Below are 19,399 nucleotides of genomic sequence, written 5' to 3'. Positions count from 1 at the left end.
TGCTCAGCCTCTCTCTCCAATCAAAGCGGATTATAACTTAACGCCGCCGACAGTATAGCATGGTTTTAAATCAAGTGAGACGACCGTATGAATGAAGACCTGAAAGATACATATTTACACCCAGGAAACAGAATACTGTTACCAGGAAGCCGGCTACTGCCCACCAGGCCAGCGCCTTACCATGCCAACCATGTGATACACGCGCATGCAGATATGCACCGTAAACCAACCAGACTATCAAAGCCCATGTCTCTTTAGGATCCCAGGACCAGTAACCACCCCATGCTTCAGCAGCCCAAGCAGCGCCAAGTATAGTTGCCAGCGTAAAGGCCGGAAAACCTACCGCTACAGCTTTATATGCCAGTTGATCCAGCTGCTCCAGACTCGGGAAGACGGCCAACACTTTAGCAGTACCACCTTTGGCTTCCAGCCTGTAACGCACCAGATAAGCCATGCCTGCACCACAGGCTACAGCGAACGAACCATAACCAACAAAGTTCATAGGCACATGAATTTTCATCCAGTATGACTGCAGAGCCGGCACCAATGGTTTAATCAGCCCCTGACCTACAGAATCCAGCCAGATACCAAAGAACACACCCGCAGCAACTATCGACATCACAAACGCACCCATTGCCCGAGCATTATAACGGCGTTCAAACGAGAGATAGACAGCAGCGGTGATAATAAACATGAAAATAAACACTTCGTACAGATTAGAAACCGGAGCATGCCCAATTTCCATATCAAACAGATAGGACTCATGCCAACGTAACAGCAGAGCAGTACCGGCAGCGAAAATACCCAAATAGGCGGTTCCCGTTGCCAAACGGCCTATAAATTCAGCAGGAGCAAACAGATATGCAATATAGGTCACCGCAGAAAAGACCAACAGCATGTTCATCGTCATTACAATGCTTGGTGCCAACAGATTGGACTGATCTTCATAGGTAATAAATTCACGTGCTGGTTCAAATTGAGCTGCGATCACAGCCAATGTAACCATCAATAACATGCCATCAAACCATGGCACAGTATTACCTGCAACTTTACCCTGTAACATGGCCGGTTTCATGGCTGATACAATCATCGCCACACCACTGCCTAACAGCGCGCCTGTTCCGCCCCAGATTAACCCCTGCATACTGAGAATCTGATAAAGGAATGCGTCTTCGTTGTAACCACTCTGCCCATACATAGCCAGTCCTGCTATGCCGAGCGCCAAGCCAATATAGGCGTAAAAACGCATCAGAGCGATGCGACCCCCATTCATACTACTATAAAAAGATATTTCAGCTGTACTGCTAGTCATATAGTTACTCCTTAAATCTTAGGCTTGAAATCTTGATCAAACTGCGTGAACAAATCATTAAACGTTTGTTTAAATGCCATATGATTTCGATTGGTTAAACCTGCAAAAACTACGGTTATTCCATCATTTTCAGGTCGTATCACCAACCACAGTTTACGATGTGGCATATAAAACATAATACACAAGCCAATCACCAGAATACCACTACCAACCCAAACCACATTCATGCCCGGGTCTTTAGCCAACTGTAAACCGGTATAATATACGTGAGTGTAATCATCCAGCATTGGAATATATGGCCATGGAATTTGAGGCAAAGTCTGCATTGCTTCCATGGTGCGTACTGCCATCTCCTGAAAGTTTTCAGGCCGTTCATCACCAAACACATCCTGCATTGCCATTTTAAAGGCTGAGCGCATGCGTTTCGTTTTCTCTTGCGTAACATCCGTAGTGCTGAGATGGCTCATAAACGCATGAAACAGTTTCCACTCTTGCGGGTTGGTTAAATCAAGCCCCAGTCCCACCGACTGAAAATCAGCTTTATCACCGGATAAAGAAACCTGCAACCATGATCCCATATTTTTACCTTTAATATCAAAAAATGGATTCATATACGCTTTAATCTTAGCGGGTTTCAGACCCGGCCCACGAATTTCATAGATCACAGATGGCCCGAGATCTTTAAAGTTTACCGGCTCACCAGGGTTTGCCATATTTTCAACATTATAAGGTTTAAAATCCGTCACCTTAAGCGTTATGCCTGTTTTTTCATCCGTCCAGCTCTTATAGACACTTGTTTTAGCTGTACGTGTCTCCGCCGTTCCATCCATATTATATAGTTTGAACGTGATATCAGAACCGCCATCACCAAAGCTGGCCTGATAGATATAGACATCTTTATACAATAGTGGCTCATTGACAATAATGTCGGTTGTCAGCACTTCTTTACCATCATCAATAATGGTTAAATTACTACGAAACTCTTTAGGTGCACCTGTTGGAAAAAAGTCAATTACAAAAGAGTTACAACGCACCTCAAAAGGCATATCCAACGTCGCTGTATCCGTTCCCTTTAAAAATTCAATCGTATGACCCTTGGCTCCTTCTGGCACAGCCATATTACCACGGAAACCAAACTCCACACTCATCCAGCCACCAATCAAAATAATCAACATTGCTGAATGCACGCTGATATAACCTACTTTTTGAAAACGCCCCTTATCAGCCCGAACATAATGTACGCCGTTCTCTTCAGTCTGTTTGAATTCCCAGCCATACAAGCGGCTACGAAATGTCTCTTGCAAGGAATCAATGGATATATCGGATGTTAACGGCCATTGCTCTTGCAGTTTCATTCGAGCCAGAGCACGTGCACTGATTGTTCCTTTTCGTGCGCGCATCTCTTTTGTAAATTTTGGCACATTGCGCCACAAACAGGATGAAAGTGAAACCATCAGAAAACCAAGTAGCGTAATAAACCACCAGGTATGATACATATCGAACAGACCAAGCGAGCGAAATACCCAATACCATAATGGCCCAAATTGTTGCAGATAATCTGTCTGGTTCTGATTTTGTAACAACACCGTGCCAATAACAGAGGCAATGGCCAATATCATTAGTAAGATAATAGCCAGTGACATCGAACCTAATCGTTGCCACAGTTTTTTTAATAGTTCAGGAAGTGATTGCATGGGCGGCATGTTAGCCATTCAATCCTGCCACGTCATGCTCTAAGCACAGTGCAATGATTACGCCATACACGCATGATTTTTGAGGCTTTTCCCGAACTTTGATCACAGGTAAGTCTGGCACTCAAAAAAGTGGAAAATCGTAGCTCTGTTTTGCGATCAGGTTTATAGGTTTTTTTCTTTTTTCGATTCAAGCTGGACGACAACAATAGACCGCCACAAGCTTTAGCCAGCACTCTGGTTGTCTCAGATGCATCTACACGAATAGCCAAACTGGCGTTTTTATAGCATGCGGAATGCAGTCCGGGTTTGGCCGGAATAATCAATGTCACCGGCCCCGGCCAGCATGAACGCGCCGTTTTACGTAAGACCGGTGAAATATAACGCGCCTGCCGCAAGGCTGTTTCAATAGAATCAGCCAGCAGTAAAAATGGCCCTTGTCGTTGTTTGAAACGCTGAAGTTGTCTAACACCTAGTTTGCTATTTGGATTCGCGGCAATACCCGGTAACGTGGCAGTGGCATGCGCAATACAACCACCCTGCCGGAGTATCCGAGTGATACGCAAAGCACGAAGCCTGTTACGCACACTCACAACATTGGTCAAAACTAGTCTTCTGCGAGAATGGATTCAGCCTGTGCAACACGGTCAGCTTTGAGTTTTTCACTCAATTCCTCATCCGTTTGCGCCAACATTTGCACAGCCAGCAAACCTGCGTTTTTAGAACCATTTATGCCTACAGTGGCAACAGGTAAACCAGGAGGCATCATTACCGTTGCATGCAATGCATCTTCACCCTGCAGCGGACCGGATGCGATCGGCACACCAATCACAGGCTTGACTGTTTTCGAACAAACTACGCCAGCCAAATGCGCCGCCATACCCGCGCCACAGATAAACACCTGACAACCGGCTGCTTCTGCATCCATGACAGCCTGCATTGTTGCTTCCGGTGTCCTGTGCGCAGATCGAATCATCGTTTTATACGCCACACCGAACTCTTCCAGCACTATTTCAGCTTTCTGCATGATGGGGCGATCAGATTTACTACCCATCAAAATCAACACTTTGATGTTTTCCATGTTAAACCTCATATTTCAACGCCGCGGTGTGCAAAGTAAAGACGAAAAAGATCTCCCCTCCTATGCTACTCTCCGGTTACGTTATGTTTTTTTGTTCACTGCACCACTTACTCTGCGACAAGGTGACAAGGCTTGCGCAAGATCAGGTGAATCGCGAAACGCGAAATAAGCACCGACTGCTTAGCTTTTCATTGCACCCTATCGCGCCATATAAGCAACGCCCATTGCTTTTCTTTTTTGAGCTATCGCGCAACATAAGCAACACCCATTGCTTGTTTTTTATTACATACTATCGCGCTGATTAAAGCAGCACCCACTGCTTTAATCAGCTTGCTCTTCCTGTGCTACAGCACGATAGCCAATATCACGACGGTAAAAACCACCCGGCCAATCCAATGATTCCAGTGCCGTGTAGACTTTACGCTGTGCTTCTTTTGCACTCACAGCTACTGCTGTCACACCAAGTACACGTCCACCAGTATTGACAATAGCACCATCTTTTTCAGCTGTGCCGGCATGGAATACCGTAGCACCTGAAGCTTCGACCGCATCCAGACCACCAATAGGCTGACCTTTTTTAAAGTCTGCAGGATAACCTTCAGAAGAAACAACCACGCATAACGCAGTGCCTGCATCCCATTCCAATTCCACGCCATCAAGCCGTTTTTCAGCAGCGGCCAGCAATACTTCGCCAAGGTCAGATTTCAATCGGCTCATCAGTGGCTGACATTCCGGATCACCGAAACGCACATTGAACTCCAATGTTTTCACACCATCTTTTGTCAACATCACGCCAGCATACAAAATACCGATAAATTCCGCGCCCTTCTTCTTAAGTGCTGCAATAATTGGCTTGGCAATGGTTTCCAGCACTTCATCTGCAACAGCATCTGTCACACATGGAGCAGGGCTATAAGCCCCCATACCACCAGTATTCGGACCTTTATCACCGTCCAATAGCGCTTTGTGATCCTGTGAAGATGCCAATGGTAAAATGGTATCGCCTGAAACAATGAACAGACAACTGGCCTCTTCACCCACAAGACACTCTTCAATAATAACCTGTGAACCAGCCTCACCGAATGCATTACCGGCTAACATATCACGCGCTGCGGCAATCGCCTCTTTTTCAGTCTGAGCAACAATCACGCCCTTGCCTGCCGCCAGACCTGAAGCCTTAATTACAATCGGAGCACCCCATGAACGAATGGTCTCCACCGCCTCTTCGACATCCACATGCACTTCAAAACGCGCCGTCGGCACACCCGCTTCATGCATCAAGCGCTTGGAAAATGATTTACTGCCTTCAAGATTTGCTGCTGCTTTATCAGGACCAAACACAGCAAAGCCGGCTTCACGCAATTGGTTACCCAGCCCGGCCACCAATGGTACTTCTGGCCCAACCACAACCAGATCAGGTTTTTCCGTGGTAGCCAAAGCCATCAATCCAACAATATCATCAGCGGCGATATTCACACAGCGTGCTTCCCGGGAAATACCAGGGTTTCCCGGCGCACAGATCACTTCGCCTACCGAATCTGAACGTTTTAATTTCCAACATAAGGCGTGTTCACGACCACCACCACCAACAACTAAAACTTTCATTGTTTCTCCTGATTACTATCCAGTCTGGATGATGCCTGAGAGCATCTCTTACCCGATGGGCGAACCATAACAAGATATTTTAAATTATTAAGCATATGTCATTTATTGAAGAGGGAAACCGTATTAAAACGGTCTGTTTTTCACCGTCATGATTCACTGTAAAGCATGCAAAAGAATCATGACAGAGATCAAAAGATGCACGCCGAAGCATAAAAATAAGGATTGATCTGTCTTCTCTTTACTTTGTGCAGCCTGTGGTAAAAGCTTTTAACGATTTTAATGTCATTATCCTGCAGGGAGCCCTGCTATACCAACAACGGATCAGCACAAAGATACATTATGATTCAAGCGCTGTAAGGATACCACGAATAATATCTGTCGGTGTTGGCGGACAGCCATGGATAATCACATCAACGGGAATAATATCACTCACCGCACCTGCAATAGCATAATTATCACGTCCGAACACACCGCAATTGGCGGCGCAATCACCCATAGCAACCACTAGCGCTGGTTGCGGCATGGCATCGAAAGTCATTTTCAAGGCGGTTTCCATATTGCGAGTCACAGGCCCCGTCACCAACAGCATATCGGCGAAACGCGGACTGGCAGTAAAACAGATGCCGAAACGTTCAATATCATAATAGGCATTGTTAGCGGCATGAATTTCCAGTTCACAACCATTGCAGGATCCGGCATCAACTGCGCGAATGGCCAGTGAACCGGCAAAGCGTTTGCGGATAATCGGCTCAAGCTTCTCACCAACCTGTTCAATATCGTTATTTGCATCGCCCAGTGGCTCGGTGATCGTACCTACTTTGACCAGCTGTTTCAGAATTCTCATCATACGTCGTTACCCGAATAGGAGCAGTTAAAGGATTTATTATTGAGTGGAAAATCGGGCACAGGCACTTCACGCACTGCCAGTTCCAGCCCCAGCCAGTTGATTACAGATGGATCGCGCACGAAATAGCGATCAATAACACCATTTTCACCAAAACGTAGCCAGCAAGCTATCTCACCGCGCCATGCTTCAATGGCAGAAAAACCGGAAACACCCGCTTCAGGCGCATGCCATTGAGTCTGGATATCTCCTTCGGGAAGGTTTTCCAATAACTGGATAATCATACGCGCCGAATCAGATATCTCTTCAAAACGTACCCACACGCGGGTCGCCACATCACCAAGTTTACCCTGTGGAACATTCACATCCAAATCATCATAAGGCGGGTAAGCTTCTTCGATGCGTTCGTCCGGATAGTCACCCGATGCGCGTCCGGCATAACCGAGTAGCCCGATATCGCGGGCATCACTAATACTCACAGACCCCGAGCCTATAACCCGTTCCTGAATCGACGGGTTATCTGCATAAATGGTGCGTAGATGCTCTACCTCGGCAGCCAACTGACGGGTATCATCAATCAGTTCGCTACTTTCCTGCTGGCTCAGATCGATCGTCACGCCGCCAGGGGTAATGGTGTCCATCATCAGTCGATGCCCGAACAGACGAGCATGTTGGCGCGCCATATCCTCACGCAGTCGCAGACACTGATTGTGCATGAAAGAAAAGGCGGCATCATTGCAGATAGCGCCTATATCACCGATATGATTCACCATGCGTTCCCGTTCGCACAAAACACCGCGCAGATAACTAGTCCGTTTAGACACCCTGATATCAGCAGCATATTCACAGGCCTGGGCAAAGGCCCAAGCATGCCCAACAGTGGAATCACCGGAAACGCGTGCAGCCAGCCGTACACCCTGTTCAGCAGTGCGTCCTTGCATAGATTTTTCTATACCTTTATGCACAAAACCCAAACGCTGTTCCATGTTCAAAATCTGTTCACCGACAGCCAGAAAGCGAAACTGACCGGGCTCGATAATGCCCGCATGCACAGGACCTACCGGAATTTCGTAAACGCCTTCGCTATCACTTTGTACAAACGGATATTCTCCCTCCGCCCGCTCCATGCGGGTATTCCGGTCAAAAGAGCGCAGCAACGGGTAGGCATATTCAGGCCAGTGCTCATGTTTGATCCAGCGCCGCTCATCAGGAGTGTTCGTCACCTCAATGCCGAACATGTCCTGTATATGTCGCTCCATGCGGGAGGCTGCAATATAATGCTTGCTGATGGACGGAATTTCACGGCGTGTCTTGCCCAGCAGGGTACGTACAAGCGCATGCCGATGCTCAGGGTGAGCAAAAGACATATAGACGTATGTACCCTCATCCTGTTCATGAAAACCGCCTTCGGTAGCCCATACAGCCACCAGCCGCATCTCCAGTCGACGCGCTGTTTCCGCCGCCTTTTCCCAATCAATAAAACGAATTTCCAGGCAGGGCATTTGTTTAGGATGATGATCAGCCAGGTAATTGGTGTACATACCATGCTCACTCAGCTGTTCGGCAAACCAGGTGTTTACCAGATGCTTCATGCACCACCTCCTGCTGCCGTTGCAGCCATGGTAATCAGCGTAGCTGCCTGATGATACCAGTCAGCTAGAAAGCCCGGAATAGCCAGACCCAATAACAGTGCCAGCGACAGATGGATATAGACCGGTGTCATATTCACATGCACATGTTTGGCATAGTCCGGCGTTTCACCATAGACCATCGGTTGCACAAAGCGGAACAGACCGGCCATAGCTACCAGCAGCCCCAATAACAGCGGTACGGTTGTCCACGGGTAAGATTCGAGCGCGGCAGTAAAGATCAGGAATTCACTGGTAAATACACCGAACGGAGGAAAGCCTGCAATAGCGGCCACGCCGACCAGCAGGCCCCAGCCAATGCCGGGATGATGACGAATCAGGCCACGGATTTCGGCCACCTTCTGCGTACCCATTGCCTGAGCAGCATGCCCGACGGTAAAGAAAATGGCCGATTTCACCAGTGAATGCACGGTCATATGCAGCAATGCAGCAAAGGTAGCCAAAGAGGTACCGATACCGAAGGCAAAGGTCATTAACGCCATATGTTCAATAGATGAAAAGGAAAACATACGCTTGATATCCCGCTGTTTATGCAGGGACAGAGCAGAGACTGCCAGTGACAACAGACCGAAGCCCATCATGATATGGCCCGCCATTTCTGTACCGGTTGAGCCATCCACCAGCATTTTACAACGCACTAGCGCATACAGGGCCAGGTTCAGCAACAGGCCTGAGAGCACAGCCGATACCGGTGTTGGGCCTTCACCATGCGCGTCCGGCAGCCACGCATGCATCGGCGCCAACCCCACTTTCGTGCCGTAACCCACCATCAGAAAACAGAATGCAATACTCATGACGGCCGGATCCAGCTGGGCGGCATGAGCGTATAGAGCTGTCCAATTCAATGCTTCATTGCCATGCCCCAGCACCGCTGATGAGGTGAAAAATACCAGTACTGTACCGAACAGGGCCAGGGCGATGCCCATGCCACACAGGATGAAGTACTTCCATGCCGCAGCAATCGAGGCTGGCGTACGGTACAGCGATACCAATAATACAGTTGCCAGCGTAGCCAGCTCCAGCGATACCCATAGCACACCGATATTATTGGTGGTAAATCCGAGCAGCATGCCGAACTGGAACAGTTGAAACATGCTGTGGTACAGACGTAGACGCATCACATCGACCCGCCCGTTTTCCAGTTCATGTCGCATATAAGGGCCGGAAAAAATGGTAGTGGTCATGCCAACAAAGGCGGTAAGCACCACTAAAAATACATTATAAGCATCCAGATGGAACCAGCCGTCCATGGCGTCTACCGATTTCACACCAAGCACTTCCAATGCCAGCAGAACACTAAATATAAAGGTGGATATGCCTGTTACAACATTGAGCCGAGCGGCCAGACGAGGATTGTTGATCAGGGCCAGCAGCAGACCGCCCAACAGCGGAGAGAGCAAAGTGGCGAGAAACAGATTCATTCGTCATCATCCTTGTGGATCAGGTGTGCATTCATCGTATCCACTTCCAGCGAATCAAAGGTGGTGCGTATCTGGAAAAAGAACAGCCCGAAAATCAGTGCGGCTATCAGTACATCAAAGGCGATACCTATTTCCACGACCAATGGCATACCATTGGTGGCACCGATAGCAGCAAAAAACAGGGCGTTTTCCACGGCCAGAAAGCCAATCACCTGAGTGATGGCTTTTTTGCGTGTAATCATCATCAGCATACCAAGCAGCACACAGGCGGTAGCAATCGCCATCGAGTCTCGCGTCATTAGCAGCGATGTTTTTTCAATCGGCTGAATAATGTGAAATGAAAACAGGGTGACGCCAAGCGCCACCAGCATAGTTAGGGAGCCGTTCATCAGCGGTTCAACTTCACGATGTACATGTAACTGACGAATGACCCGCCTCAACAACCAGGGTAAAAGCATACCCTTCAGAAGCAGGGCCATGAGGGCTGAAATATACAGCTCCTCATTATCGGTACCGTAAGCAACGATAGCGGCAGTGGCGGCCAGCAATAGCCCCTGACCGGCAAACCAGTGTAGTACGGATAACATACGGTGCTGGGCAAGCAGGGCAAAGGATGTGAGTAACATCAGGGCTGCGAAGCCATCAACCAATTGCTGAACGAGTGCGGCACTCATGCGCCCACCTCCAGCATATAATAGGAGAGCAGCCCCAGAAACGAAATCACAAAAGCGCCACTCAGATATTCAGGCACTTCAAACAAGCGTAGCTTGGCCATACTTGTTTCAAACACAGCCAAGACAAACAACAGTCCCGCCACTTTCACCACCCACAGGCCCAGTGCAATTACCACCCCGGTCAGGTCTGCCTGTGCTGTCATCCCCCACGGTATGAACAGATCCACAATCAGGGTAGAGAAAAGTAGTAGTTTTACCATGGCTGCCCACTCCAGCAACGCCAGATGTCGGCCGGAATATTCAAGAATCATCGCCTCATGGATCATGGTTAGTTCCAGATGCGTAGTCGGGTTATCAATCGGAATACGCCCATTTTCCGCCACAGCGATCATCACCATAGCGACCATGGCGAAGGCCAGCGATGGATGCAGGGCAAATGGTGAGTTAAGGGTATGGGTAATCATGGTCGTCAAATTGGTGCTGTGTGCAGATAACGACAGCACAAAGATACTCATCAGCATGGCCGGCTCAGCCAACGCCGAGAATGTCATTTCACGGCTTGCTCCCATGCCGCCGAAGGCCGTGCCGATATCCATACCAGCCAAAGCCAGAAAAAAACGAGCCAGTGCCAACAGTGCTACCAGCGCAATCACATCGGCTGTCAGCGACAAGGGGGTATCCACCAGCAGAGCCGGTACCACACTGGCGGCCATGAGCGTGGCAGTGAATACAATATAGGGTGCAAAACGGAAGACCCATGATGCGTGGTGCGCCATCACCACTTCCTTTTTAAACAGCTTGCGCAGGTTGCGCCAGGGTTGCAGCACCCCTGCACCTCTACGGTTTTGCAGGCGAGCCTTGCAGGTCGAAACGAAGCCGGCCGCCAAGGGCGCAAATAGCAGCAACATCACCGCTTGAATGATTTGAACAGAAGCCGAACTCATATATACACCGCCAACAGAAACAGGATCGTAATAAACGTGTAAGCCAGATAAGCGTGAATGCCGCGCTGATGCTCATGCTGGAGCAATTTTGCGGCATATAGCGTCAGCTTGCCAATAGGTTGATAGAGATATTGCACTGCCATATCACCGATATGCACCGCATAACGCACATTATCAGCCAGCAGCTTATGACGGCTTCGCTCAATATTCAGATCTTCTTCAGGGCGATAAATACCGGCAAAAATGCGGCGTAGTGGTTGTGAAAAACTGGTCGCATTATACTGCATGCGCGCATTCACATGCGGGTTGCCGCAGCTCCACATGACACTGCGGCGAATGGTTCTTCCTTTGGGATGCAACAGCCAGAACGCCAAACCGCCGAGTACCAGCATACCAATCAGAACAATGGGCGCGGAGTAGGAACTGTGTGCAATATCAATCGGTGTCAGCCACAACCAGCCATGTGCATGGATAGAACCTGCCAGAGAAGCATGCAGCAGCAATTCCGGCACGCTATCCATTAACGGAATAAACAGCACCGGTAACAATCCGAGCAACAGGCAAAACACCGCTGGAATAGCCATGCCCACTTTCATCCAGTTATCGACTTCATGGGCCGATGCCGCCACTTCAGTGCGCGCATGGCCAAGAAATACGACGCCGAACACCTTAACAAAACAGGTGGCCGCCAGAGCCCCGGCCAGAGCCAGCATGGCCGCCGAGAAAGGAACAATGGCGGTGAGCAGCGCCCCGCCCAGCTGTGGCGCCATCAGTGCCGTCTGAAAAGTCAGCCATTCCGAAACAAAACCATTGAATGGTGGCAATGCCGATATCGAAAGGCACGCCACCAGAAACAGAGCCGCCGTCCACGGCATACGATGAATCAGGCCACCCATGGATTCCATGTCGCGCGTACCTGTACTGTGCAATACGGCACCTGCTCCCATAAACAACAGGCCTTTGAACAGGGCATGGTTGATTGTGTGGTACAGCGCTGCAACCAGTCCCAGCGCAGCCAGCATCGGATGCCCGAAATGGGCCAACAGCATGCTAAGCCCGAGACCAATCAGGATAATACCGATGTTTTCTATTGAGTGGTAGGCCAGCAAACGTTTTAGATCATGCTGCTGTAAGGCCATCAATACACCGGTTATCGCTGATGAGGAGCCGGCAGCTAGCACCAGTGCGCCCCACCACCACTGAAAATCACCCGGCCCCATCAAGTCCCAACAGACCCGGATAAAGCCGAAAATAGCGACCTTGAGCATAATACCGCTCATCAGTGCCGATACATTGGATGGTGCCACCGGATGCGCCTCCGGCAACCAGCCGTGCAATGGAACGACACCGGCCTTGGTACCAAAGCCGAAGCCAGCGAGCAGAAATGCTGCCGAAGCCCAAAATGGTGATATAGTCGCGTCTCGCATGGCGCTAAATTCAAATGATCCGGCTGCGGCGTAGAGCACAGCAAAACTACCGAGAATCAACAGGCCCGCCAGATGGGCCATCACCAAATAAATATAGCCTGCTTTTCTGTTTTCCAGATTTTCATGCTTGAATGTCACGAGAAAGTAGGATGATACGCTCATCAGTTCCCAGAATAACATGAAGGTGAACGCATCATCGGAGAGCACAACGCCCAGCATACCCAGAACAAACAAAGGCATGAAGATAGCCAGCGGTGTTAAACGGGGTTCATCTCGCAGGTAACCCTGTGAATAGATTGCCACGGGGAATAGCAGTGAGCCAATGACCAGGCAAAAGAAGGAAGCGAGCGCATCCAGACGCACATGCATAGGCAGCCAGGGCAATCCCAATGGCAAGATCAGTGCGTCACCGCCCAGTACCAGCCCGTAAATGCCGGCGATCATGGCCAGCAAGCCTGTGACGGCGAGCAGCAGGCTCAAGCCTGTACGCTGGGCAACCGGTTGTCGCAGAATCAGTGGTGCCAGTGCTGCAACCAGAGCCGTACTGCATGCAGCCAACGCGAGCATGATAGCGGTGTTCATTGCATTCTCTCCTTGCTGATCATCATACTGCCAATCCTGTGACCAGTCCTGCTACAGGCAGACGAGGCTGCGTAACGGATAACTGTGTGCTTAAGGCATTGCCCTGGGTCAGGGGCACAAAATGGTAAGCAGCAATAGACTGTTTGATGGATAGCAGCGCTAGCAGAAACAGAATGGTATAAAAAGTATAGGCCAGATAGGCACGGATATCCTGTTGGTGCAGGCGATCCAGTCGTTTTGCCAGCGATAACACATAATCCGCTACCGGCTGATACAGCCTCTGAACCATCATATCCTGAATATGCACGATATAACGAACCTGTTGCGTCAGTAGTGTGTGGAATGGTCTGGCGATATGGGTCTGTTCTTCGGGCTGATAGATGCCTGAAAATATACGCCGCAAGGGCTGCGTGAAGGCAGTGGCATTGTACTGCATGCGTGCATTCAGATGCGGGTTGCCGCAACTCCACATAACACTGCGGCGTATGGTTCTGCCTTTGGGATGCAATAACCAGAACGTCAGCCCACCGAGTAGCAGCATACCGGCCAATATGATCGGAGCAGAGTACGAAGCGCGCCCTGTGCCTACTGGCGTCAGCCATAACCAGCCGTGTGCATGCACAGAATCGGACAACGAGGTATGCAGCAGTAGCTGGGGAATAGCATCCAGCACAGGAATGACCAGCACCGGAGACAAGCCGAGCAACAGACAGAGCAGTGCCGGAATAGCCATACCCAGTTTCATCCAGTGATCCACCTCATGAGCATGGCTTGCTGCTTCGCTGCGGCTACGACCGAGAAATACCACACCGAAGGCTTTGACAAAACAGGCGGCTGCCAGTGCGCCGGCCAGTGCCAGCATAGCGGCAGAAAACGGAATCATGGTGGAGAGCATCGTGCCACCGAGTTGCGGCGCCATCAGTGCTGATTGGAAAATAAGCCATTCGGAGACAAAACCGTTGAATGGCGGCAGCCCGGCAATAGCGATACAGGCCACCAAAAATAGCGCAGCAGTCCATGGCATACGATGAATCAGTCCGCCCATGACCTCCATATTTCTCGTGCCTGTGCTGTGCAGTACTGCGCCAGCGCCCATGAACAGCAGACCCTTGAACAGTGCATGGTTGATGGCGTGATAGAGGGCACCGATTAACGCCAGCGCAGACAACATCGGGTATTCGAAGCGGGCCAACAACATACCCAGTCCCAGACCAATCAGGATAATGCCTATGTTTTCAATCGAAGAATAAGCAAGCAACCGCTTCAGATCATTCTGTTGCAAAGCCAGCAATACGCCGGTCACTGCCGAGCCGGAGCCTGCAGCCAGTACCAGCATTCCCCACCACCACTGGAAGTCGCCCGGCCCCATCAAATCCCAAACCACACGGATAAAACCGAAGATAGCGACTTTGAGCATGATGCCGCTCATCAGCGCCGATACATTGCTTGGCGCGACCGGATGCGCCTCCGGCAACCAGCCGTGCATGGGAACCATACCAGCCTTGGTACCAAAACCAACGCCTGCCAGTAAAAAGGCAATCGCAGCCCATAGTGGTGAGATAACCGCTTCACGCATAGCTGCAAATTCAAACGATCCGCTGGCAGCATAGAGAATTGCAAAGCTTCCTAGAATTAGCAGACCGGCCAGATGTGCCATCAACAGATAAATATAACCGGCTTTACGGTTTTCAACATGCTGATGTTCGAAGGTTACAAGGAAGTAAGAGGACACACTCATTATTTCCCAGAACAGCATAAACGTGAAGGCATCATCCGAGAGCACCACGCCAAGCATGCCGAGTACGAACAACGGCATAAATACTGTCAGCGGCGCGATGTTTGCCATCCCGCGCAGATAGCCCTGAGAGTAAATGGCTACCGGCAGTAACAGTGATCCTATGAGCAACAGGAAGAATGATGATAACGCATCGATACGCAAATGCATGGGTAACCACGGCAACCCGAGGGGCAGCGTGAATTCACCGCCGCCGACAAGCAGGCCAGCAAGACCAGCCATACAGGCGAGCAGCCCTGTAATAGCCAGAAGCAGGCAAAGCAGAGTGCGCTGCAGGCAGCTTCTGGAACAGCATACAGGAATCATGGTTGCCAATGTGCAAAATACACATGCAGCCAGTGCCGCATTGAGCGACAGCATACTGCTCACCGGGAGCGTACCATCAGCAGTTCACAGCATTCTTCAAAGGGATTACGCCAGTTGTGCGGCTTGCGCGCATCATAATAAACCGACTGGGTTTCATGCACCTCGTACTCGCTGCCATTGTGTTCCAGCACGGCACGGCCCCGACGCGCCCAGACGAACACCTGCGCACTGTTAATACCGTATAGCGATTCATCGAGTTTCCCGGCCGGTTCCAGATGCACAAGCATGGGCTCAAAACCGGCTGGCCGGTGTTGTGCCGTCAGCGGTACAAAGCTACTGCCACCCTTGAGCGGTACAGCGGTACGTTCGTCGAGCGCAAAAATCTCAACATCGGTGTCTTCTACTCTATCGAGAAAAAAGGCAGCCACTGTTCTACCCAATCCATCAGCCAACTTTTCCAATGTAGCAACAGAAGGTGATGCTTGTCCTGACTCAATTTGCGACAACGTTGCAGGACTCACACCCGCAGCATCTGCCAACGCCCGCAGACTTAAACCCTGTTCTTTCCGTAACAACTTTATACGTTCCGCCACATTCACCATGGTTTGAATTGTATTCATTATAACGAACACTCGTCAACTATTATGAACACTTGGGACAGTAACATGGAAAACAGGCACATAAAAAAGGCCCCGGTATAAACCGGAGCCTGAAATATGTTCTCTAGGGAGAAACAGTTGCCCGAAGGAATCAAAAGGGAGGGAGGAGGAGATCCGCTCCGGACAGCACGAACGATGCAGCCATCGCATGAGCCCCTAATGAATCAAATATTAAAATCCTTTTATCGTTCAAACAGGATGATGACTTTTTCGAAGTCATCAAACTGAATAATCATCAGTGTTTAAAGTGACGAATACCAGTGAAAATCATTGCCAAGCCATGTTCATTGGCTGCTGCAATCACTTCATCATCACGGATCGAACCACCCGGCTGAATCACTGCTTTTGCACCTGCATCAGCTAAGGCATCGACACCATCACGGAACGGGAAAAACGCATCCGATGCAACAGCTGACCCCTGAATGGAATCACCACCATGATGTGCTGCGATACGGGTAGAGCTCACGCGGTTCATCTGTCCCGCTCCAACACCTAAGGTCACCCCCTCTTTGACAAAGACAATAGCATTGGATTTCACATGTTTAGCAACAGACCATGCAAACAACATATCGTTCCATTCAGCTTCTGTTGGCGCACGCTTGGTCACCACGGTACAAGCATCACGATCAAGAATGTGTGCATCACGTTCCTGCACTAACAGACCACCACTCACACGTTTGAATTCCAAACCGCCGGTAACCGCTTCAATGGACGGAGCAAACAGCAGGCGCAGGTTTTTGCGTTCTTTCAATATTGCACGCGCTTCATCTGTAAAACCGGGCGCAATCACAACTTCCATAAACGTTTGCGCAATCAATTTCGCGGTCTCCGCTGTGAGTTCACGATTAAACGCTGCAATACCACCAAAAGCAGATACTGAATCAGCTGCACGTGCACGCTCATAGATCTCGGCCTGCGTACCACAACCCATCGCCACACCACATGGGTTGGCATGCTTAACGATCACAACAGCTTCTTCATTCAAATCGCGCACCAGTGCAAAGGCAGCATCAGCATCCGCGATATTATTGTAAGACATCGCTTTACCCTGCAATACTTCACAATCAGCCAATGACAAACCTTCATCTTCGATATCAGCGTAAAAAGCACCATCCTGATGCGGGTTTTCACCGTAGCGCAATGTGTCAGGTGTCTTGATAAACTGACGCGTGAAAATATCAGGGAACTTACGCTTGGAGCTATCCGGGTTCAGAGCTGAGAAATGATTGGCAATTGCGCCATCATAGGCTGCTGTATGCGCAAATGCCTTGGTCGCCAGCGCACGACGTACACCTTCACTTAAAGCATTCGTATCCATCGCATTAATAACCACATCATAATCAGCAGGGTCAACCACAATCGTTACAAACTTATGGTTCTTGGCAGAGGCTCGCACCATGCAAGGGCCACCGATATCGATATTTTCAATCGCATCATCCACAGTGCAGCCTTCTTTGGCCACAGCTTCGCGGAATGGATACAAGTTCACACAAACCAGATCAATTTGCTCAATGCCATGCTCTGCCATGGAGGCCAGATCCCCATCATTATCACGACGCGCCAGGATACCGCCATGCACTTTAGGGTTCAGTGTTTTCACACGACCATCCATCATTTCAGGGAAACCGGTGTAATCAGACACATCACGGCATTCAATACCTGCAGCACGCAACAACTTGGCAGTACCGCCGGTTGATAAAATATTCACACCTCGCTCTACCAGAGCTCTGGCAAAAGCTTCCACGTTGGTTTTGTCTGACACACTAATTAGTGCCTGTTTAATTGATGTCGCGGGGATAGAACTCATTCGGTCACTCCAGATAGATATAAAAGGGAGCGGCAAGCTACCTGTTGCTCATTTGTTGGCAACTGAAAGCAGACAAAACAGATTCAAAGCAACAGCCGCTTCACCCCCCAAATCAGAAGGCAACGTTCTTATTTTCTACTCGGCGAAGAACTTGATGCTCACATTCACATGATTCAGCATTTCTTTGTTTACTGCATCCATGATCTCAGCAATACCGTAACCTCTTTCACATCACCCCATCTCACAGAGAAATAGTATTTCACCATAGCTAAGATAAACTAACAGCTAACTGTTTCGGAAGTTTTTTTCTTCAGTCAGTATAATTCTCAGTCATGCCGATCACGATATCCCGGAAATTATCCCGTAAACTCTTAGGTTCCAATACCTCAACATTGTCACCAAAACCTAAGAGCCACCAACGTAGTTCAGATGTATCCTGTACAGAGGCAGTTATCTTCATTCTCCCATCACTGTGTTCAATAACTGTCTGGTCATCAGATAAAGAGCGTTCTCCAAGATGGAAAGCAGCATCACTTGAAAATAGAACTTTCAGCTTGATAGTTTCACCTATGGCAAAATCCAGCTCTCCTGAATCGATGTATTCATCCAAATTAAAACCACCTGGAATCTGGCATGGAACATCCAGCCGTTGAGCTGTTTTCATCCGATGCAAAGGTAGCAGTTTAATTTCCTCATAATCCCAGTAGGTACATACCAGATAAATCAGACCATCCTTCAAAATGATCCCGAGAGGGTTCAACTCATGCTCTTTCGCACTGCTATCATTCCGTCCGCAATATGAAACCCTGATTTTCCTATTCAACAGCAGTGCATCATATACCGTCCCCTGAACTTCAACCTGAACGGTAGGAGGTGTGAGAAATTGGCCACGACGGAGCACCCGTATTTTATTACGCCAAACCGGTATGCCAGTATCGGTTGGAATCGCATTCAGTACCTTTCCTGCCATGTCAAAATGCGGTTGAAGGTGTTTCAATGACTCTCTTGGTAACATCGTTCCCAGATATTTTTTTGCCAGATAAAAAGCCAGCGCTGTATGCGTGTCCATTCCAGGCACATCCATCACATCAGAGCCGCGCCTCCATGACCAGCCATAAGGCTTATCTCTGTCATCACAGATAAGAGGAAATGTGGCGGACAGCTTGGTCAAATCGCGCTGAATCGTTCGAGCAGTTGTATTAAACCCTTCAGCAGATAAGCGCTGCACCAAATCAGTTGTAGATATCTTGGATGGATGACGTGGAATCAAATGAAGCATATCCCACTGACGCATCAATGTATCATTCATCATTTATCTCCTTCAGGGCATTCTCTTTCATCCGCTTACGATCATAGTCTTTGGGTGACTTCTGCACCTGAGTTGGTGGCAGGCTCTTTTCCCTGACTTTCAAATCACCGGGGCGAATCGTTCCTACGTTGATAGTTTTCATTTTTAGGCATGGGGAACTCTTTGCAGTAAGGCATCGACAATCTTCACCATCGCCAGCGTATCCAGCTTGCAGTATTCCAGCAGATGATCGGAAATCTCCTGCCTTTTTTCAGGATCAGCACTGGCTGCCTGCATCCATGCCAATTGGGCAT

General features: G+C 49.3%; 16 protein-coding genes. All 16 read right to left on the bottom strand.

The annotated features are described in order from the left end of the window. Positions 1-70 precede the first annotated feature (70 nt). Positions 71-1,312 (bottom strand): c-type cytochrome biogenesis protein CcsB, encoded by a 1,242-nt coding sequence (gene ccsB / locus D8Y20_RS09875; protein WP_121543253.1) that lies wholly within the window; start codon positions 1,310-1,312, stop codon positions 71-73. An 11-nt stretch (positions 1,313-1,323) separates the two neighbouring features. Next, the gene (locus tag D8Y20_RS09870) at positions 1,324-3,024 is read right to left on the bottom strand and encodes a cytochrome c biogenesis protein ResB (protein WP_121543251.1); all 1,701 of its coding nucleotides are present in this window, start codon (positions 3,022-3,024) and stop codon (positions 1,324-1,326) included. Positions 3,025-3,038: 14 nt separating this feature from the next. Next, positions 3,039-3,608 carry an L-threonylcarbamoyladenylate synthase gene (locus tag D8Y20_RS09865; protein ID WP_236075387.1) on the bottom strand — a complete coding sequence of 190 codons (570 nt, stop codon included), beginning with the start codon at positions 3,606-3,608 and terminating at the stop codon, positions 3,039-3,041. A 2-nt stretch (positions 3,609-3,610) separates the two neighbouring features. Beyond that, positions 3,611-4,084 carry a 5-(carboxyamino)imidazole ribonucleotide mutase gene (purE, locus tag D8Y20_RS09860; RefSeq protein ID WP_121543249.1) on the bottom strand — a complete coding sequence of 158 codons (474 nt, stop codon included), beginning with the start codon at positions 4,082-4,084 and terminating at the stop codon, positions 3,611-3,613. Positions 4,085-4,405: 321 nt separating this feature from the next. Beyond that, positions 4,406-5,689: a phosphoribosylamine--glycine ligase gene (gene purD / locus D8Y20_RS09855; RefSeq protein WP_121543247.1), complete on the bottom strand. Its 1,284-nt coding sequence runs from the start codon at positions 5,687-5,689 to the stop codon at positions 4,406-4,408. Positions 5,690-6,026: 337 nt separating this feature from the next. After that, positions 6,027-6,536 carry an NADH-quinone oxidoreductase subunit B family protein gene (locus D8Y20_RS09850; RefSeq protein WP_121543244.1) on the bottom strand — a complete coding sequence of 170 codons (510 nt, stop codon included), beginning with the start codon at positions 6,534-6,536 and terminating at the stop codon, positions 6,027-6,029. After that, positions 6,533-8,125 (bottom strand): NADH-quinone oxidoreductase subunit C, encoded by a 1,593-nt coding sequence (locus D8Y20_RS09845; protein ID WP_121543242.1) that lies wholly within the window; start codon positions 8,123-8,125, stop codon positions 6,533-6,535. Before D8Y20_RS09845 ends, D8Y20_RS09850 begins: the two co-directional genes overlap by 4 nt. Further along, entirely contained in the window at positions 8,122-9,603 is a 1,482-nt protein-coding gene (locus D8Y20_RS09840; RefSeq protein WP_121543240.1) for a hydrogenase 4 subunit F, read from the bottom strand. The genes D8Y20_RS09845 and D8Y20_RS09840 overlap by 4 nt, the downstream gene beginning before the upstream one ends. After that, entirely contained in the window at positions 9,600-10,277 is a 678-nt protein-coding gene (locus D8Y20_RS09835) for a formate hydrogenlyase (protein ID WP_121543238.1), read from the bottom strand. Before D8Y20_RS09835 ends, D8Y20_RS09840 begins: the two co-directional genes overlap by 4 nt. After that, a complete protein-coding gene (locus tag D8Y20_RS09830) occupies positions 10,274-11,221 on the bottom strand; it encodes a respiratory chain complex I subunit 1 family protein (RefSeq protein WP_121543236.1) in 948 nt (315 codons plus the stop codon). Before D8Y20_RS09830 ends, D8Y20_RS09835 begins: the two co-directional genes overlap by 4 nt. Next, positions 11,218-13,230 (bottom strand): hydrogenase 4 subunit B, encoded by a 2,013-nt coding sequence (gene hyfB, locus D8Y20_RS09825; protein WP_121543234.1) that lies wholly within the window; start codon positions 13,228-13,230, stop codon positions 11,218-11,220. Before hyfB (D8Y20_RS09825) ends, D8Y20_RS09830 begins: the two co-directional genes overlap by 4 nt. A gap of 22 nt (positions 13,231-13,252) precedes the next feature. Then, a complete protein-coding gene (gene hyfB, locus D8Y20_RS09820; RefSeq protein ID WP_121543232.1) occupies positions 13,253-15,385 on the bottom strand; it encodes a hydrogenase 4 subunit B in 2,133 nt (710 codons plus the stop codon). A 5-nt stretch (positions 15,386-15,390) separates the two neighbouring features. Then, a complete protein-coding gene (locus D8Y20_RS09815) occupies positions 15,391-15,951 on the bottom strand; it encodes a helix-turn-helix transcriptional regulator (RefSeq protein WP_236075386.1) in 561 nt (186 codons plus the stop codon). 274 nt (positions 15,952-16,225) lie between these two features. Next, a complete protein-coding gene (gene purH / locus D8Y20_RS09810; protein WP_121543230.1) occupies positions 16,226-17,797 on the bottom strand; it encodes a bifunctional phosphoribosylaminoimidazolecarboxamide formyltransferase/IMP cyclohydrolase in 1,572 nt (523 codons plus the stop codon). A gap of 310 nt (positions 17,798-18,107) precedes the next feature. Then, positions 18,108-19,106: a YafY family protein gene (locus D8Y20_RS09805; RefSeq protein WP_201265614.1), complete on the bottom strand. Its 999-nt coding sequence runs from the start codon at positions 19,104-19,106 to the stop codon at positions 18,108-18,110. Beyond that, positions 19,099-19,248: a hypothetical protein gene (locus D8Y20_RS13735; protein WP_201265613.1), complete on the bottom strand. Its 150-nt coding sequence runs from the start codon at positions 19,246-19,248 to the stop codon at positions 19,099-19,101. The genes D8Y20_RS09805 and D8Y20_RS13735 overlap by 8 nt, the downstream gene beginning before the upstream one ends. Between the last annotated feature and the right edge of the window lie 151 nt (positions 19,249-19,399).

It is taken from the genome of Mariprofundus sp. EBB-1, assembly GCF_003665155.1.
Classification (GTDB): Bacteria; Pseudomonadota; Zetaproteobacteria; order Mariprofundales; family Mariprofundaceae; genus Mariprofundus.
The sequence above is the reverse complement of the archived record's forward strand: the minus strand, read 5'-3'. Positions and strand labels throughout refer to the sequence as shown.

Excerpts from the sequence above, each read along its gene's own strand:
- ccsB (WP_121543253.1), bottom strand. The coding sequence starts at position 1,312 with ATGACTAGCAGTACAGCTGAAATATCTTTTTATAGTAGTATGAATGGG.
- D8Y20_RS09870 (WP_121543251.1), bottom strand. The coding sequence starts at position 3,024 with ATGGCTAACATGCCGCCCATGCAATCACTTCCTGAACTATTAAAAAAA.
- purE (WP_121543249.1), bottom strand. The coding sequence starts at position 4,084 with ATGGAAAACATCAAAGTGTTGATTTTGATGGGTAGTAAATCTGATCGC.
- purD (WP_121543247.1), bottom strand. The coding sequence starts at position 5,689 with ATGAAAGTTTTAGTTGTTGGTGGTGGTGGTCGTGAACACGCCTTATGT.
- D8Y20_RS09850 (WP_121543244.1), bottom strand. The coding sequence starts at position 6,536 with ATGATGAGAATTCTGAAACAGCTGGTCAAAGTAGGTACGATCACCGAG.
- D8Y20_RS09845 (WP_121543242.1), bottom strand. The coding sequence starts at position 8,125 with ATGAAGCATCTGGTAAACACCTGGTTTGCCGAACAGCTGAGTGAGCAT.
- D8Y20_RS09840 (WP_121543240.1), bottom strand. The coding sequence starts at position 9,603 with ATGAATCTGTTTCTCGCCACTTTGCTCTCTCCGCTGTTGGGCGGTCTG.
- D8Y20_RS09835 (WP_121543238.1), bottom strand. The coding sequence starts at position 10,277 with ATGAGTGCCGCACTCGTTCAGCAATTGGTTGATGGCTTCGCAGCCCTG.
- D8Y20_RS09830 (WP_121543236.1), bottom strand. The coding sequence starts at position 11,221 with ATGAGTTCGGCTTCTGTTCAAATCATTCAAGCGGTGATGTTGCTGCTA.
- hyfB (WP_121543234.1), bottom strand. The coding sequence starts at position 13,230 with ATGAACACCGCTATCATGCTCGCGTTGGCTGCATGCAGTACGGCTCTG.
- hyfB (WP_121543232.1), bottom strand. The coding sequence starts at position 15,385 with ATGCTGTCGCTCAATGCGGCACTGGCTGCATGTGTATTTTGCACATTG.
- D8Y20_RS09815 (WP_236075386.1), bottom strand. The coding sequence starts at position 15,951 with ATGAATACAATTCAAACCATGGTGAATGTGGCGGAACGTATAAAGTTG.
- purH (WP_121543230.1), bottom strand. The coding sequence starts at position 17,797 with ATGAGTTCTATCCCCGCGACATCAATTAAACAGGCACTAATTAGTGTG.
- D8Y20_RS09805 (WP_201265614.1), bottom strand. The coding sequence starts at position 19,106 with ATGAATGATACATTGATGCGTCAGTGGGATATGCTTCATTTGATTCCA.
- D8Y20_RS13735 (WP_201265613.1), bottom strand. The coding sequence starts at position 19,248 with ATGAAAACTATCAACGTAGGAACGATTCGCCCCGGTGATTTGAAAGTC.